Source organism: Acidihalobacter aeolianus (assembly GCF_001753165.1).
Lineage (GTDB): Bacteria > Pseudomonadota > Gammaproteobacteria > DSM-5130 > Acidihalobacteraceae > Acidihalobacter > Acidihalobacter aeolianus.
Genome location: NZ_CP017448.1, coordinates 1,934,660 through 1,951,441, shown reverse-complemented (window position 1 = coordinate 1,951,441; position 16,782 = coordinate 1,934,660). Strand labels below are relative to the sequence as shown.

The window sequence follows — 16,782 nt, the reverse complement described above, 5'->3', positions numbered from 1 at the left end:
TTAGGCATGGGAGACCGCAGAAGAATCAGGTTGCGTCAGAGCGATAAAGGCGTCTTCCATACTGGGATTGGGATGTTGCGGGGTGACTGCTCGTTGGCGGATAGCCTGTGGGGTTCCAGACATAAGAATGCCGCCTTGCGCCATGATAACGAGGCGATCGCAATATTCTGCCTCGTCCATAAAGTGTGTGGTGACCATAATTGTTACACCGCTGTCAGCGAGTGCATTGATGCGCGCCCAGAAGGCCCGTCGTTCCAGCGGGTCGACGCCGGAGGTGGGTTCGTCCAGGAATAGGATTTCCGGCTCATGCAACAGTGCGCAGGCCATTGCGAGTCGTTGCTTGTATCCCAGCGATAGTTCGCGACCGTTTGCATGCTGGAAATCTTCCAGTCTGAAATCCTGGAGTGCCCAATCGATCCGTGCTCGTTGACGTTGTCCACGCAATCCGTAACTGCGGGCGAAAAAGAGGAGGTTTTGCTGTACGCTCAGGTCGCCGTAAAGCGAAAAACGCTGGGCCATATAGCCAATGCGGGCTCGAGCGGTAGAGGCAGCACGCCGCAGATTCACGCCCGCGACGGACAGCTGCCCGTCCGTTGGCGGCAGCAAGCCGCAGAGCATTCTGAACGTGGTCGATTTACCTGCACCGTTTGCACCCAGCAAGCCAAAGATCTCGCCGCGTTGCACCTCAAAGTCGATGCCACGTACAGCATAGAAGGCGCCGAAGCGGCGCGTGAGACCGGAAACGGTGATCACGGGCACATTGGCAGCGCGTCTATGGTCCAGCTTGGGAATGGGCCGAGCGGTGTTGCCAGTTTTTGTGCGGTTTAATCTCTCGATGAAGGCGTCTTCGAAACGAGGTCGGATTGCACGCCAATCAGAGTCTGGCAGGAATGGTGGGGTCTTTCCATCGGCAAGGATGGTCCGCACCCCGTTGCGGTCGATGACTGCGTCGACCACGTTCTCGTTGCGTTGCAGCGCGATTTGTAGATGGCGACGTTTACCTTGCTGGCGGCGCACGCGAAACACGCGTCCTTCAAGGTGCCTGCTGAAGCTCTTTGGCGAACCCTGTCCAAGCACCTTCCCTTCGTGTAGCAGGATAACTTCGGCACAACGCTCCGCTTCGTCGAGGTAGGCCGTGGATAGTAGAAGGCTCATGCCGTGCGTTTCAATCAGCCGGTAGACGATGGTCCAGAGTTCGCGCCGTGAGACAGGATCAACCCCGACGGTGGGTTCATCGAGCAGCAACAACGGCGGTGGGCGTAATAATGTGCAGGCCAAGCCCAGTTTTTGTTTCATGCCGCCGGACAGGTGTCCCGCCAGCCGATGCATGAAGGGACCCAAACCAGTCATCGCCAAAAGTTCCTCGTTACGAGAGGATCGCTCATTGCGGGTGACACCCTGCAGATCGGCGTATAACGCCAGGTTTTCAGCGACCGTCAGATCTTCGTACAAGCCGAACCGTTGTGGCATATAGCCGATTCGCGCCTGAACCGAGAGCGGGTCACGCACGGCATCGATACCGAGCACGGTGATCTGGCCGTCATCTGGTTTCAGCAGACCAGCGATCAGCCGCATCAGTGTGGTTTTGCCTGCTCCGTCCGGTCCAATGAGCCCAGTGATTTTCCTTCGTGGCAGTACCAGGTCCACTCCACGCAGGGCTTCAACTGTCCGGCCACCTGAAACGAAATGCTTGTGTACGCCGCTCAGGACCAGAGCTTCGCTCTCAGCCTTAACATCGGTTACTGGCATGATGGCCGAGGGTGTGTGGGCGTCGCGCTGGGTTGGATGTGGACTGTTGCAGGCATGCCGAGACGTAGCTTGTTTTGGGGGTTGCAGACGTAAATGCGGACCTGATATACGAGCGAGGTACGTAGCTGCGGTGTTTCTACAGATTTAGGCGTGAATTCCGCTGAAGATGAAATGTAGCCCACCCAGGCCTTGAACCGGGTACCTGGGAAGCTATCCGTTGTGACCCAGGCTCCTTGCCCTGGATGCAGTTTTCCAAGATTGATCTCGTCGACGTAGGCGCGCACCCATAAGGGATTCATAAGGGCAAGGGCATAAACCGGCTGTGCAGGTGAGGCCATGTCGCCCGGCTCAAGAATGCGTGTGCGCACGATCGCATCGGCAGGGGCGAGCAGTCGAGTATCTTCCAGTTCGCGCCTTGCCAGTGCCGCGCCGGCTTTTGCAGCACTGAGCGCCGCGCGAGCCGCGGCAATAGTACCCTGGCGCGGGCCGGCGATGGCCAGCCGCAACGATGCCTTGAGCGCCTGCAGTTGCGCCTGGGCGGCCTGCAAGGCGGCGCGTGCACTATCCAAATCTTGGGGGGGGCTGGCTTTCTGGCGTTCCAGGCGAAGGATACGTTCGTAAGTTGCGCGCCTTAGGCGCAACTGCGATTCGGCAGCAGAGACTTCCGCGCGTAGGCGATCAATGTCTTCCGGGCGGGTACCTGCAAGAAGGTCGTCGAGGTGTGCAGCGGCTTCTTGAACCAGAGCTTGTGCATGAACATAGGCGATCCTGTAGCGGGTGTCGTCAAGAATGCCGAGCAAATCTCCTTTGTGCACAGTTTGCCCATCCTGAGCCTGCAGACTGGCTATCCGACCGTTATCATTGAAGGCGAGCCGAATCTCTCGCAGGTCAATATTGCCATATAAGGTGAGTCCAGCCGAGGCGTTAACGGGTTTGACCCAGGGGAGTATTCGGGCCCAGGGAGAGATCTGGGTAGCGAGCGCAATGGCGACTGCTAGCAGCAACAAGACCAGCAACGGTATCCATCGCTTGGCTCGGCTGGCGGGCATGTCGGACTCCGGTTATTAGGGGCGAAGGCTAATAAGATAACCGCATTCGTCCCTTAAAATCATGGTTTAGCGCATGTCTTGAATGAACATTGTAGGTTTATTTTCAGAAATGCCCATTTTTTCAGGAATTTATTCGGGCTCCCAGATGAATGTGGGAGGCCGGTACACCTAAGTCAATCCGGACGAAGCACGCTGGTCAGCGGCGATGCCGGTCCAGTCGATATCCCCCTGGCCGGTGGCCAGCATGCGCAGGAAGCGGTCGCCGAGCAGCGAGGCCAGGGGCATGGGCACTTCCGCAGTGCGCGCGGCATCCTGCACGAGGCGCATATCCTTGGCGCCCAGGCGCAGGGTGAAGCCCGGCGGAGTGAAGCGTTGGGCGACGATGGCGTTGCCGTAGTTCTGATAGATCGGGCAGGCGAACAGCGTCTGGCTGAGCAACTGGTGCACCTGTTCGGCATCCACGCCATGCTTCTCGGCCAGTGCGTAGGCCTCGCTCATGGCCTCGATGGCGGAGGCGATGAGGAAATTGCCGGCCAGCTTGGTCACGTTGGCGGCCGCGGGGTCTTCGCCGAAGTCGCGCACGCCCTGGCCGAGCACGTTCAGCAGCGGTTCCAGGCGCGGACGTACGTCGGCCGGACCCGCATAGCACAGCCAGAGCTTGCCGGCGCGCGCGGCGTCGGGTCGGCCGAACACCGGGCAGGCGACGTAGGCGACACCGTGAGCCGTGTGGCGTGCGGCCAGCCGGGTGACGGTCGCGGGGCTGAGCGTGCTCATCGAAAGGTGCACGCCGCCGGGACCGAGACGGCTCAGCAGGGCGTCGTCGAACAAGGCCTCGGCAGCGGCGTCGTCGGCGAGCATGCTGATTGCGATGCCGCCGGGTTCCACCGCATCGGCGGCCTGTGCGGCTACGTGCGCGCCCTGGGCGACGAGCGGTTCCGCCCGGGCCGTGGTCCGGTTGTAGACGGTGAGGGAGAAATCGCCCTCGATCAGGCGGGCAGCCATGCCCAGGCCCATCTGACCCAGGCCGATGAAGGCGATCGTTTGCGGGTGCGTGCGTTCCATGCGGTCTCCTAGTTCAGTGTGATGCTCAGCGGGGTTTGGCACGCTGGTATTGCACCGGCCAGTCCACCTCGGCGCCGAGGGCGTGGGCGGCATGCAGCGGCCAGTAGGGGTCGCGCAGCAGTTCGCGTGCGAGCAGAACGGCGTCCGCCTGCTCGGTGACGAGCAGATGCTCGGCCTGTTCCGGCGAGGTGATCAGGCCGACGGCACCGGTATGGATCCTGGCCTGGGCACGCACGGTCTGCGCGAAGAGGGTCTGGAAGCCGGGCGCGGCAGGTATCCGGGCATCCGGGGTCAGGCCGCCGCTGGAGCAGTCGATCAGGTCGATTCCGGCCTCGCGCAGCCAGATCGCCAACTGTACCGACTGGGCCAGATCCCAGCCGTCGTCCACCCAGTCGCTGGCCGAGATGCGTACGAACACGGGCAGTTCGGCGGGCCATTCCGCGCGTACGGCGCGGGCGATTTCGAGCGGCAGGCGCGCGCGGTTTTCGAGGCTGCCGCCCCAGGCGTCGTCGCGATGGTTGGACAGCGGCGAGAGAAAGCTGTGCAGGAGATAGCCGTGCGCCATGTGCAACTCGGCGACCTGGAACCCGGCCTCCAGCGCCAGACGGGCGCTGGCGACGAACTGCGACTTGATGCGCTCGATGCCTGCCTCGTCGAGTTCGTGCGGCACCGTATGGGCGGGCGAAAAGGCCTTCGCACTCGGGGCTTCTGGTACCCAGCCGTTGTCCGCGGCGGGCTGGATCGGGTGGCCGCCAAGCCAGGGAGCGTCGGTGGAGGCCTTGCGCCCGGCGTGCGCGATCTGAATGCCGGCCACCGAGCCCTGGGCCTTGATGAAGTCGGTGATGCGCCGGTAAGCGGTTGCCTGGGCCTCGTTCCACAGACCCGTGTCGTATGGCGTGATGCGCCCTTCGGGGCAGACCGCGGTCGCCTCGGCGATGACCAGGCCGGCGCCGCCGACCGCGCGGCTGCCCAGATGCACCAGATGCCAGTCGTTGGGCACGCCGTCCGTGCTGGAGTACTGGCACATGGGCGATACGAAGATGCGGTTGGGAATGCTCAGGCCGCGCAGGACGAGGGGGGTGAACAGTCGGGTATCCATGAGTCGCCTCTAAGGTGTTGTGTGTGTCGGTCGCGATCTCTCGCGGCGCAGGGCCGCAAGCATCAGAAGGTCATGACCTGATAGCCCTGATCGACGACATTGACCAGATCCGCGCCGATGGCCTGCATTTGAATCTCCGCCTCGCGCAGATGCGCCTCTTCGCCCAATCCGCGCGCGTTGTAGATACAGGCAAGCGTGGCGATGCCGCTGGCCAGCAGTTCGTCGAGCGCCGGCTTGAGCGCCGGGTCCTCGCGGATCTGGCCGGGCACGCGAACGCCAGGACCAAAAAAGAAGAAGCGGATGTCTTCGAGGCGGTTTTGCTTGGCTGCGACGGTGGCGAAACGCAGCGCCATTTCCACCTTCACCGGGTCCTTCATGTCGGACAGCAGCACGATCGCGAGCTTGGCCATGGGCGTCAACCTCCTAAATGCCGGGAGAAGAAATCGAGAGTCAGCTCCCAGGCCTCCGCGGCAGCCGCCGCGTGGTAGCTGGGGCGCACGTCGCAGAAAAAGCCGTGGCCGGCACCGGGGTAGATCTGCATCCCGTAGCGCTTGCCGGCACGGCTCAGCGCCTCGGCGATGCGGCCGTGCTCGTCGGGAGCGATGGAGCCGTCCTCGGTGCCGTAATGCAGCAGCAGCGGTCCCTGCATCGCCGGTATCCGGCCGAGCAGCGGGGCACGACCCAGCCCATCCTGCAGCGGCGCGATGCCGCCGCCGTAGAACGAGGCCGTCGCGCTTACGCGTTCGGCATGCGCGGCGTGGGTGAGGAAGGCATAGCGTCCGCCCATGCAGAAGCCCAAGACGCCGGGTTTGATCGGCGCAACGGACGGATGCCGGGCGAGCAGGTCGAGTGCACGGTCGGTTTCCTGCATGACCTGCTCGTCGTTGAGGGTGCGCAGGTGGCCGATGGCGCCGTCGCGGTCGCTGTAGTCGTAGGTGTCGCCGTGATAGATGTCCGGCACCAGCGCCACGTAGCCGGCTTCCGCCAGCCGTGCGGCCAGCGTCTGGAAATGGCCGTTGACGCCGAAGGCCTCGATGAAGACGACCATGGCCGGGTGCTTGCCGTCGCCGGCCGGGCGTGCCAGATAGCCGCGCAGGTCGGGAGCGATGTCGATCCATTCGGCGACAGGGGATGAAGTCGAGCTCATGCGGTTTCCTCGGGTGATGGTGGGTCTAGGATTCCATCGTCAGCACGACGCGGAACCTGGCCTCGTTGTTGAGCATGCGTTCGTAGGCCTGCGCGGCCTGCGCGAGGGGATAGGTCTCGACTATCGCATTCACGCCGCGCAGGGCGCTGAAGGCCAGCGTGTCCTCGGAGTCGCGCGCGTGACCCGAGGCCCATCCGCTCAGACCATGGTTGCCGGCAATGAGTTGCAGGGGCGTGACCTCGATCGGCTCGTTGTCGACGCCGACGACGATCATCCTGCCGTTGCGCCCCAGGCCGGAGAACAGCGCGCTGATCAGCCGGCTGTTCGGCGCGGTGGCGAGGATCACCCGCGCACCGCCGAGGGCCTGCAATGCCGCCACAGCATCGGTGGCGGCGGTGTCGATGTATTCGTCGGCACCGAGTTCGCGCGCCAGCGCCTCCTTGTCGGTGCCGCGCGACAGGGCGACGGTACGAAAGCCCATCTGCCGCGCGAACTGCACGCCGAGGTGGCCGAGTCCGCCGATGCCCTGCACGGCGACCAGATCGCCGGGGCGCGCGCCGCTGTTGCGCAGGGCGTTGTAGGTGGTGATGCCGGCGCACAGCAGCGGCGCGGCGGCGACGGAATCGAGGTCTTCGGGGACCCGGGCGAGGCTTTCCTCGGGAGCTGTCATGTATTCGGCATAGCCGCCGTCGAAGCTGATTCCGGTGATCTTGGCGTTCGCGCAGTTGACGAAATCGCCTTCGCGGCACGCGTCGCAATGGTGGCAATGGCCGCCGTGCCAGCCGACGCCGACCCGTTGGCCCGGCGTCCATGCGGTGACGCCCGGACCGAGCGCGTCGACCACGCCGACGACTTCATGCCCGGGGATGCGCGGATACTCGATGCCCGGGAACAGACCTTCCTTGACGAACAGATCGCTGTGGCAGATGCCGCAGGCGTGGATGCGGATGCGCACCTGACCCTCGTTGGGCGCCGGCAGCGGGCGTTCGACCAGCTCGAATTCGCCGCCGGCCCTGGATACCTGTATGGCCTTCATGGTTTGGGGCATGGAACGTCTCCTGGCGGTGGGTGGAGAAAGTCTTGGATGTTAATACAGACCGGTTGGTATGTGTATGGCGCGGTCGCTTCCGTACGTCCGCCGCCGTGCGGGCTCAGGCCGACTGGCCGGCGGCGTGGGTGCCGAGTTGCTGGAGGTAATCGCCCAGGGTGCGCATGCAACCCCGGTAGGCCTCGATGTCCTGGAGGTTCTTGCTCAGGCCGGCGCAGCCTTCCATCGAGGCGATGATGAACAGGGCAGTCTGCTTGCAGTCGACTTCCGGACGGATCTGGCCGAGCGCACGGGCGCGCCTGAGTGTCTGGGTGAGTGCGTCGGTCCATTCCTGGAGCACGGTGTGCAGGGCGTTGCGGAAGACCTCGTCGCAGGGACTCATTTCCTGAATCAGGTTGTTGAGGTCGCAGCCGAGGCGCACGTTTTCCGGCGCGGCGTTGAGCAGTTTCTGCTCGAGCAGCCCGGCCAGTGCCTCCAGCGGCCGTTCCGCGCGCATCAGGGGGTCGATCCATTCGCGCCGCACGCGCGCCGCGATCACTTCCTCGACCACCGCGATGCCGAGCGCCTGCTTGGTATCGAAATGATGGTAGAGCGCGCCCTTGCTGAGGCCGGTATCGGCCAGAATCCGTTCCAGGCTGGCGGCCTGAAAACCGCGTTCGTAGATTTCCCGATGCGCGGCTGCAAGCAGACGCTGGCGTGTGTTCTCGGGATTGCACTGGCGGGCGGTGTGATTCATGGACTGGACTCAGTTGCGCGGCTGCCAGAGTATTTCGGTCGCTTCAAGCGGGATGCTGGCCGCCGGGTGGATGGGGACGATACGTGCCGTGTATTCCTGCGGGTCGCGGTCCTCAGGCAGCGTCGCGCCGTAGCGATAGCCATGGATGGCGCCGGGCAGGGGGTCGATGCGTTGCAGACGGTGCCGCACGTCCGGGTCGGCGAACAGTTCCACGGCAACGTCATCCGGTTCGAGGTCATCGAGATACACCTGCACGTCCGCATGCCAGCCCGCATCCTCACGCGACCAAGAGAGATCGCCGATACGCAGGCTGTCCCAGTGATCTTTAAGACGTCGATGCCAGGCTTCGAGTTCCGTAGCCAGTTTCCCACCATTTCCCTCGCGTTCGGCGACGGCCTTGGCCTGCGGTAGGTAATAGTTTTCGACATATTCGCGCAGCATTCTATTGGAGGAATACGCCGGCGTCAGCCGCGCCATGCTCTCGCGAATCCGCGCAACCCACTCGCGCGGAACTCCGTTTTGGTCGCGAGTGTAAAACAGCGGAACGATCTCTTCCTCGAGCAGTCGGTAGAGGTCCTCGGCCTCGGCGGCGTCCCAGGCCGCGTCAGCATCGTGTTCGCAACGGTCGCCCAGGGCCCAGCCGAGCTCCGGTGCGTAGGCTTCCGCCCACCAGCCGTCGAGTTCGGAAAGATTGAGGCCGCCGTTGACCAACACCTTCATCCCGCTGGTGCCGCTGGCTTCCCAGGGACGGCGTGGCGTGTTGATCCAGAGGTCGACACCCTGGACCAGGGTGGCGGCTACCGCCATGTCGTAATCCTCGACGAACACCACGCGGCCATGCAATTCGGGACGGGCTATGAATGCGCTCCAGTCCTTGATCATCTGCTGGCCGTTGCGGTCCAGAGGGTGTGCCTTGCCGGCCATCACCAGCTGTACTGGGCGTGAGGTCGAGGTCAGTAGGCGCGACAGGCGGTCCGGGTCGCTCAACAGTAGGTTGGTGCGTTTGTAGGCGGTGAAGCGACGCGCGAAACCGAGGGTCAGCGCATTGGGGTCGAGCAATTGTGCGGTTTCCCCGATACGTGCTTCAGTGGCCCCATGGCTGGCTCGCTGGCGAGCTAGCCGACTGCGTACGGCGGCGATGAATGCCTGCCGGCTGGCGCCGCGGAACTCCCACAACTCTTCGTCTGCGAGTGCTCGCACGCCGCCGCCGACTTCCGCCAGATCGCCGACCCAGCGCTCTTTGCCGCAGCTACGCGTCCACAGCAGGTCGGCCTGCTGCGAGTCCCAGCTCGGGGTGTGTACGCCATTGGTCACGTGCCCGACGGGAACCTCACTGAGCGGGCGGCGCGGAAACAACATGGCGAACAGGCGCCGGCTGACTTCGCCGTGCAGGCGTGAGACTCCGTTGGCCGCACCACAACCGTGCAGCGCTAGATATGCGGGCACGAATTCCTCGTCGCCGTTCCCGTTGCCGCTTTCATCGACGCGGCCGAGTTGCAGAATGCGTTCGAAGGGTAATTGCCACTGCTCCGCATAGGGCTGCAGGTACAGCCGTGCGAGTGCGGGCGGGAAGCGGTCGAAGGCGGCCGGAACCGGGGTGTGAGTGGTGAACAGATTGCCTGCGCGAGTGGCGCGCAATGCCACTTCGAAGGGTAGTGAATGTGCCCGTGCGAAGCTGGCGGCGCGTTCGAGCACTGCCAGGGCGGCGTGACCTTCGTTGAGATGGCAGACACGCACCGATAGCCCGAGGTGTTCGAGCATGCGCCAGCCGCCGATACCCAGGATGACCTCCTGCGTCAGGCGTGCCTCGTTGTCGCCGCCATAGAGTTCGCCGGTGATGCCGCGGTCGCGCGGGCTGTTCACGAGATCGTTGGCATCCAGCAGCAGCAGTCTCGAGCGTCCCACGCGCGCCTCCCAGCAGCGCAACTGCAGGGTGCGGCCGGGCAGTTCGACGGTTACCCGCAGCCAGCCTCCGTCACCGTTTCGAAGCGGGATGACCGGCAGCATGGCCGGGTCGTTGTAGGGGTAGTAGGCAAGCTGCGCGCCATCGATGTTGAGCGCCTGACGGAAATACCCCTGCTGATACAGCAGACCCACCCCGACCATTGGCACGCCTAGGTCACTGGCCGTCTTCAGCATGTCCCCGGCCAGAATACCGAGGCCGCCGGAGTAGATCGGCAGGGATTCGCTGAGACCGAATTCCATGCTGAAGTAAGCGACCGTGCCCAGGTGTCCATCGGCGTCGAGTTCGCCAAACCAGGTCGGCCCGTTCAGGTTGTCCTCGCGTTCCGCGAGCTGTCGTTCGAGTTCGTCGCGGAAAGCCGGATCGGCGGCAAGGCTTTCGAGCCGGTCGCGCGAGACGGTTTCGAGAATCAGCCAGGGGTTCGCGGTGGCCGCCCACAGGTCTGGATCGATGGTTTCCCACAGGACGTCGGAGGCATGGCTCCAGCTCCAGCGCAGATCGAGGGCGAGTTCGGTCAGTCGTGACAGTGGCGCAGGTAGGTCGTCGCGTGTCAGATAGCGTCGGTAGTCGTTCACGGAGAGTTCTCGGGTGGCGGAGATGTGTGTTTGATACGCTGAATGTCGATGCCGGCAAGGAGCGCCTGAACCTGTTGATAGCCGAACAACGCCGTACCGGGCCGGCTGGCAGTACCGCTGCCGCAGGCGACCGCCAGGCGCAGCGCTTCTGCAGGCGGTTCCCCGCGCGAGAGTGCGGCCACCAGTCCGGCAACCATGGAATCGCCGGCCCCAACGGTCGAGACGACATCGACCGGCGGTGACTTGGCGAGATAACTGGCCTGTGCATCCACCAGCAATGCACCCTCCGCACCCAGCGAAACACAGACATATTCGATGCCGCGGGCCTGCAGGGCACGTGCCTCGGTGACGATATCGTCCAGATTGGGCAGGGCTCGGCCGACTAGCTGTTCGAGTTCGTAGAGGTTGGGTTTGATCAGGAATGGACGTTCTTCGATGCCGTGGATCAGGGCCTCTGCCTGGGCATCGAGCACGCAGCGTGCCGCTTGCGCGCGCAATGCGCGGATCAGCGAGGCGTACATATCGGGAGGCACTCCGGGCGGCAGCGAGCCGGTAAGCACAGCGATGCCTCCGCCGGCCAGATTGAGTACCTCGTCGATCACGGCCTGTAAGGCGAGTTCGGTGACCTGAGGGCCGGTGCCGCTGACCTCATACTGCGCGCGCGGTTCCCGTTGCAGCAGCGTTACGTTGACCCGGGTTTCACCCTCGATGCGGATGCAATGCGGGTGGTCGAGCTCGTGGGCGATCAGACGCTGCAGGAAATCACCGATCTCGCCGCCGACGATGCAGACCGAGTGTGCGGGTACGCGCAGATGCTTGAGTGCACGGGCCACATTGATGCCGTTGCCACCGGGATCGTGGCGGTTGGCATGTGCGTGGATCTTCTGATCGACGACCAGATTCGAGATGTCATAGCTGATGTCGACGGAAGGATTCAGGGTCAGACAGACGATGGGTATTCCGGGTGGTTCGATCATACGGACCCTGATTTCAGGTTGGCGGCGATTGACGATAGCGGGTGCTCATTTTCGGTCAGACCGTTTATCAATTCGATGATGGTACGTAGCGCGTTGTCGATGCCATACAGGTCTCCGTAAAAGTACTTGCCCTGGTCGTTCATGCCGAACAAGGCGTCTTCATTCTGCATGGTGATCTGAATGGCGGCGGTGCTGGAGTTCTTGGCGGCGATCGGCCGCCCTCCTGCGGCAGAAATCGATGCGAGGATATCCGGGCGAAGATCTGGATGATGAACTACGGCCCCACCAGGATGCTGATCGAGCAGGAACTGCGCCAGTAGAGCACCCAGGCGCTCGGGCTCAAGGGCGCTGCCGTTTTCATCCACCACCACGAGGTCATCGGCATCACCATCGAAGGCAGCACCGAAGCGACAGCCGTTGGTGACGACGCATTGCCCCAGGTTTTGCAGGGCTTGAGGATGTCTGGGATCCGGGGAGCGGTTGGGAAAACTGCCATCGGGTTCAAAATTGAGTTCCCAGATACGTACGTTGTGCAGATGCGAGAATACAGCGCTGGTATCCAGTCCACCGACCCCATTGCCTACGTCGAGAGCGATCTTGATCGGGCTGAAGGTACGGGAATAACTACGAATGACTGCGGCGTAATCGGGCAAGGGTGCGGCATAGCGAAGTTCGGGGGTGCATGTGAGCACTGAATAGAAAGGCGGCAAGGCACTGGCTGCGATTTCGTCCAGGCCACTATCGCGGCCCAGGGCGATGGCTCGCTCGCGATACAGTTTGAAACCATTGTATCCAATAGGTGCGCCCCCTCCCGTGATCATGATGGCTCCGACATAGCCATGCTCAGCTGCATACCAGCGCATCATCGGTGTCGAACTCAGGCCAATATGCGTGACGTGATGTCCGCCGGAGCGCAGGCCAATGCTGACGGCCTCAGAGAGAGAGGCCGAACTAAGTCGGGTGTCGTAGCCAATGACGAATTCTTTGTCACCCTCAGGCGAGATCATGTCGCCATAAGCGCGAGCCAGTGAGATCACGTCGCTGCAATGCAGACCTCGCTCGACCGGGTAGCGAATGCCTTCGGAGGTGATGACTTGGGTGAAGCGATTATCCATGGTCGTGTCTCGTGCTTGATCTGGGGCCAATTACGGGTGGCTTCCACCGCGCGACATTGTGCGATCCCGGCGCGAAATAAATACAAACAATAGTCCTGGAATCTGCCGCGTCAGAGGCGTTGTGACAGCCTTGTCCGTCTCTAGCTGGTGGTGCGGCGCCAACCTCTGCCAGATAGAACAAAAGCGTGACGATTCCATGAATGATGCGACAACACTCGGAGGCCGAGTATTTCCGGTGTCCCGCTACACATGTACCAGCCGGATAAGCTGTGATGTTAACTGCCGCTTATTCGCTGGGAGGTGTCCACCACTGTGAATCGTCAGACAATATGATCCAGGTCATCGCTCCCGTGGGATGGCGGAATGGCCTGGCACGCATCTCGCTCAAGACACATGCCAGTAAGCGTAGAACACCGAGAGCAGGCAGCTGGCGATCAGCCACGCCGCGGCCGGGAGCAGGCGCAGGTCGCGGCTTAGCGTCAAAGCGTAGATGCCCTTGAGCAGATTGTTGCTCCCGCTGGCAATGATCACGGCCGCCGCAAGGCCGGCTTCGCCGACGTGGAAGCGTCCGGCGAGCAAAGACAGGATAAAGGGATCGATGTCGGTGAAACCCACGGCGAAGGAAAGTACGTGCAGACCGCCCGCACCATAGTGTGTGACCGCCCACTGGGTCAGGCCGGCAAAGGCGACGAACAGGGTGGCGAACAGGACCGCGGTGCTGAATTCGAGTGGGTGGCGTAGCGCCGGTAGGTTGCCGTTGGCCTGTGCGTCACCGCTGCCGTCGCGGTGCAGCACCCAGACAAGTGCCAGAGACAGCGCGAACAACAGACCGAACGGGGCTGTGAGCCGCCAGGCCACGGTTTCGTGGCCGAGTATGAGAATCAGGATGAACAGCCGCAGATACATCATCGCGGTGGCGAGCACCACAGCGGCGGCGAGATTGCGCACATCCGCGCCGGCCTCATGCGCTCGACGTGCGAGGACAACGGTAGCCGCCGTGCTCGAATACAGCCCGCCGAGCAGGCCGGTGAGCAGAGCACCGCGAGAAGGGAAGAAATAGGTCTGGACCATGTAACTCAGGTGTAACTACTCAGCTAATTCTCAGAGATCGCCAGAGCAAAAGCCGGTAGCTTGCGATCGAATACTAGGCGCAACGCCTCCGAAGCCGTGACCCCCTGCTTTCGGCAGGTCGATAGATATCCCCGTATGCGGCAAAACATCGCGGCACCCTCCAGGCTGCGGAAGCAGCCGGAGATCTTCTGCTGCACTTTGGTCATACGGATATCGTTCTCCGCCTGATTGTTCGTGAACGGCACATTGACGTCCACCATGAAACGCAGCACATCGTCTTCATAGGCCATCAGACGCTCCAGCAGATTGCGGGCCTTGCTCCGCTTGATCCGCCCCCGAGGCTTGTTGTCGGGTGGTTTTTCCGGCTCAGGGCATTCCAGTTGCCCCGCCTCGAGCACATCTCGGTAGCGCTGCCGGTAAGCATTGGCCTCGGTCAGCGGCAGGATGCCGCCAGCGTTCTCGACGGCCTGATGAATCTCTCTGAGCAGCTTGCCCATCGCTTCCGCCCATTGTTGTCCGTCCTGCTCGAATGCTCGTTCCAGTTCGCGCAGGTGGTGGGCATTGCACAGGGCATGGGTGCAGTCCCGATAACGGTAATAGGGTTTCCAATGGTCATGACACAGCACACCGCGGAACCGTGGCAGGATCCCGATCGCGTCCATCGCCTCCTGGCCTCGCTTACTGTGGACCTGATAATGCGTCCAATCAGCATTGGACAGAGCATGCAGCCAATGGCGTTTGCCATCAATGTTGACCCCGGTCTCGTCGGCATGAGCGGACACGGCTTTGGCCAATGCCGTTTTGCTGATCGCCTCAAAGGCCGCCAGGCGGGTAAATGCCTCGCGATTGAAGTTCACCAGTGAACCATCGCTCAAAGGGATGCCCAACTGATCGGCAAAGTAATCCTGGATCCGCTTGTAGGGCAAGAGCTGATATTGGGACAGATAGACGGCATGGGCCTTGAGGCCGGAACCATACTGCACCTTCTTATCCACCCCTTCCGGGAATGAAGCCACAAAACGTTGGCCTGATTCATTCTCCAGGATCTGCGCCCGATACTCGGTCACGATCCGGCTGATGTCGATATCAAAAACCTGGCGAGTCTCGAAACCCGCCTCGGTATAGCAGCCTTTCGGCAAGCGACGACGATCGATCTTGAGGACCTCGATCTCATCGGGATGCTCGACCGGGCGCAAGGTCTTGCCCACGTGCCCCGGCTGGCCACCGGAAGGTCGGCTTGAGCGCACACGCTGGCTGCGTGGCCGATTGGGATCCGATGCCGGCGGCTGACTGCTGTTGCGGCTATTGAGCCCGAGACGGTTGAGTAACACGACGAACAACATGAGCATCATCTCGATACTGGCGCGGAGTGCCGGAGATAGGTCTTTCTCCTGCTCCAGTTGCGCCCTGACCTGTGCCAGGGTGATCTCGATATCGACGCCGTCGATCCGCACGCAAGACTGCTCCAAAGAAGTAATGAAGCTATTATCTCACGGGTTTTGAAGTGCCAATTTTCTCGTTTGTAAGGCGATCTGGCGGCGTAAAATAATTGACTGACGGTGGGGCAGTGCCTCGCGTGATGTCGCAAGGAAGACTACGCCTCTGTCGCTTTCGGAGACCAATAATCGCACTCGTTACAGCGCCGCCATATTTTCAAAAAAACTACCAAAAACCCTGTCAAGTACTTTTTGTAATTATTTTCACTGAGTAGTTACACTCAGGTAAGAAATGCCCGAGACCACGATCACCGCCAGCCAGACCTGGTAGTAGCTTACGCTGAGGAAGGGCGCAATCTGGCGGTCCGGCAGCAACGGCAGGATCAGGCCTGCCATGACCATGAACTTGACCAGGGTGGGCGCCTCGGTACTGCGAAAGGCGTCGGAGAAACGGCGGATGCCGGGCTTTTCGCCAAGCAGCAGCAGGATGACGACCACGTAGAGGATGAGCAGCCACATCGGCTGTTTTAGCGCGAGCGGGCCGACGAGGAAGGTCAGCAGTGCGATCAGGGTGGCAAGCAGGCTTTGCCGGCCGTCGCGGAGTCTGGCCCAGTACTCGAGCGCAAGCAGGACGCCGACGGCGATGAAGCCGAAGGCGAACAGCCTGAGTCCTGGGTCGAGCAGGGTCAGGGCAAAGCCGAGTACGGCCAGCAGGGTGAAGGTACGCGTGGTGCCGAAGCCGAGCCCGTGACCGCTGGCGCGCCGGTAGCTGTGCAGTTCGAGACCGATGACGAACCCGAACAGGGTGGTTGCCACGAAGGCAATCAGAAGCGGGGAGAGTGCGGCCTGCGTCAGCATGGTGCGGCGGGTATGCGCTGTGGTGACATGCTCAGCCCAGCACTTCGCGGCCGACATAGACGACCAGAAACAGTCCCAGCGCCCCGACTAGCACGGCTAGAATCAGGTTTGGCAGTGTGGCGTGGTAATGTTCCTGCGTTTTGCTGTCGATCAGGCGACGATTGAGCAGGTAGCCCCAGCTGGCAACGCCCACCATGATGAGGCCGGCCACCATCAGTGCGAGACCAGCGCCGGCGGCGCCATGTCCCGAGCTGTGCGGTCCGGCATGGTTGCCGGCCACTACCAGATAGCGAATGAAAAGATCGAACTTCTCAATCACGAAGCCAAAGGCCATGAGCGCGACCGCCGTGCGTATCCACGCCAGATAGGTGCGCTCGTTGGCAGCGTGATCGCTGAAGCGGTCGATCACGGGGCGGCGGACGGTACGACCAACATCGGCAGACTGCCCTTGCGTAGCAGGGTTTCAGTGGTACTGCCGAGGAGCAGTCGGGAAAGTCCGTGGCGGCCATGCGTGGCGATCACCAGCAGGTCGGCGCCCCAGTCCTCTGCAGCTTTGAGGATTGCGCGCCCGATACGGCCTTCCGGTGATTCGATCAGCTCGGATTCCACCGTCAGGCCGGCGGCCTTGGCCTCATCCAGCGCGGCATCGAGCACTTTGCGTGCGCCGGCGACAAGGTTGTCGCGCAGCGTTTGCGGATCGATCCAGGCCAGTTCGCCGCCCATGTAATCGCCAATCGCCTCATCGACCACGGTGATCAGCTTGATGGCGGCCTTTTGATCACCGGCCAGATTCAGTGCCTGTTTGAGCGATTTGCTCGCGGGAGTGCTGCCGTCGACCGGAACGAGGATGCGTTGATAAAGGCCCATATGGAATTTCCCCTCCTGTGAAAGGCGTGA

At 62.3% G+C, this 16,782-nt stretch carries 16 protein-coding genes; all 16 read right to left on the bottom strand.

The genetic code is table 11. The annotated features are described in order from the left end of the window. Complete coding sequence (locus BJI67_RS08900) at window positions 1–1,749, bottom strand: ATP-binding cassette domain-containing protein (RefSeq protein WP_070072734.1); 1,749 nt, start codon at window positions 1,747–1,749, stop codon at window positions 1–3. After that, a complete protein-coding gene (locus BJI67_RS08895; protein WP_070072733.1) occupies window positions 1,740–2,798 on the bottom strand; it encodes an efflux RND transporter periplasmic adaptor subunit in 1,059 nt (352 codons plus the stop codon). The genes BJI67_RS08900 and BJI67_RS08895 overlap by 10 nt, the downstream gene beginning before the upstream one ends. A 168-nt stretch (window positions 2,799–2,966) precedes the next feature. Next, window positions 2,967–3,860 carry an NAD(P)-dependent oxidoreductase gene (locus tag BJI67_RS08890; protein ID WP_070072732.1) on the bottom strand — a complete coding sequence of 298 codons (894 nt, stop codon included), beginning with the start codon at window positions 3,858–3,860 and terminating at the stop codon, window positions 2,967–2,969. A 25-nt stretch (window positions 3,861–3,885) separates the two neighbouring features. Continuing rightward, entirely contained in the window at window positions 3,886–4,959 is a 1,074-nt protein-coding gene (locus BJI67_RS08885) for an NADH:flavin oxidoreductase/NADH oxidase (protein WP_070072731.1), read from the bottom strand. A 62-nt stretch (window positions 4,960–5,021) separates the two neighbouring features. Next, window positions 5,022–5,369, bottom strand: a complete 348-nt coding sequence (locus BJI67_RS08880) for a DsrE family protein (RefSeq protein ID WP_070072730.1) — start codon at window positions 5,367–5,369, stop codon at window positions 5,022–5,024. Window positions 5,370–5,374: 5 nt separating this feature from the next. Beyond that, on the bottom strand, window positions 5,375–6,106 hold the full coding sequence (locus BJI67_RS08875; RefSeq protein ID WP_070072729.1) for a dienelactone hydrolase family protein: 732 nt from the start codon (window positions 6,104–6,106) through the stop codon (window positions 5,375–5,377). Between the two features lie 25 nt (window positions 6,107–6,131). Continuing rightward, window positions 6,132–7,154 carry an alcohol dehydrogenase gene (locus BJI67_RS08870; RefSeq protein ID WP_070072728.1) on the bottom strand — a complete coding sequence of 341 codons (1,023 nt, stop codon included), beginning with the start codon at window positions 7,152–7,154 and terminating at the stop codon, window positions 6,132–6,134. Between the two features lie 103 nt (window positions 7,155–7,257). Then, window positions 7,258–7,890 carry a TetR/AcrR family transcriptional regulator gene (locus BJI67_RS08865; protein WP_070072727.1) on the bottom strand — a complete coding sequence of 211 codons (633 nt, stop codon included), beginning with the start codon at window positions 7,888–7,890 and terminating at the stop codon, window positions 7,258–7,260. A gap of 9 nt (window positions 7,891–7,899) precedes the next feature. Continuing rightward, window positions 7,900–10,428, bottom strand: coding sequence for an alpha-glucan family phosphorylase (gene glgP, locus BJI67_RS08860; protein ID WP_070072726.1), 2,529 nt, complete (start codon window positions 10,426–10,428; stop codon window positions 7,900–7,902). After that, window positions 10,425–11,405, bottom strand: coding sequence for a 1-phosphofructokinase (pfkB, locus tag BJI67_RS08855; protein ID WP_070072725.1), 981 nt, complete (start codon window positions 11,403–11,405; stop codon window positions 10,425–10,427). Before pfkB ends, glgP begins: the two co-directional genes overlap by 4 nt. After that, window positions 11,402–12,520 (bottom strand): phosphohexomutase domain-containing protein, encoded by a 1,119-nt coding sequence (locus BJI67_RS08850; protein ID WP_070072724.1) that lies wholly within the window; start codon window positions 12,518–12,520, stop codon window positions 11,402–11,404. Before BJI67_RS08850 ends, pfkB begins: the two co-directional genes overlap by 4 nt. 384 nt (window positions 12,521–12,904) lie before the next feature. Beyond that, window positions 12,905–13,591: a DUF4010 domain-containing protein gene (locus BJI67_RS08845; protein ID WP_070072723.1), complete on the bottom strand. Its 687-nt coding sequence runs from the start codon at window positions 13,589–13,591 to the stop codon at window positions 12,905–12,907. Between the two features lie 23 nt (window positions 13,592–13,614). Next, window positions 13,615–15,045, bottom strand: coding sequence for an IS66 family transposase (tnpC, locus tag BJI67_RS08840; protein WP_070071330.1), 1,431 nt, complete (start codon window positions 15,043–15,045; stop codon window positions 13,615–13,617). Window positions 15,046–15,291: 246 nt separating this feature from the next. Continuing rightward, the gene (locus BJI67_RS08835; RefSeq protein ID WP_156782093.1) at window positions 15,292–15,942 is read right to left on the bottom strand and encodes a hypothetical protein; all 651 of its coding nucleotides are present in this window, start codon (window positions 15,940–15,942) and stop codon (window positions 15,292–15,294) included. Further along, window positions 15,917–16,294: a YidH family protein gene (locus tag BJI67_RS08830; RefSeq protein ID WP_070072721.1), complete on the bottom strand. Its 378-nt coding sequence runs from the start codon at window positions 16,292–16,294 to the stop codon at window positions 15,917–15,919. The genes BJI67_RS08835 and BJI67_RS08830 overlap by 26 nt, the downstream gene beginning before the upstream one ends. Continuing rightward, window positions 16,291–16,752 carry a universal stress protein gene (locus BJI67_RS08825; protein WP_070072720.1) on the bottom strand — a complete coding sequence of 154 codons (462 nt, stop codon included), beginning with the start codon at window positions 16,750–16,752 and terminating at the stop codon, window positions 16,291–16,293. The genes BJI67_RS08830 and BJI67_RS08825 overlap by 4 nt, the downstream gene beginning before the upstream one ends. Window positions 16,753–16,782: the final 30 nt, after the last annotated feature.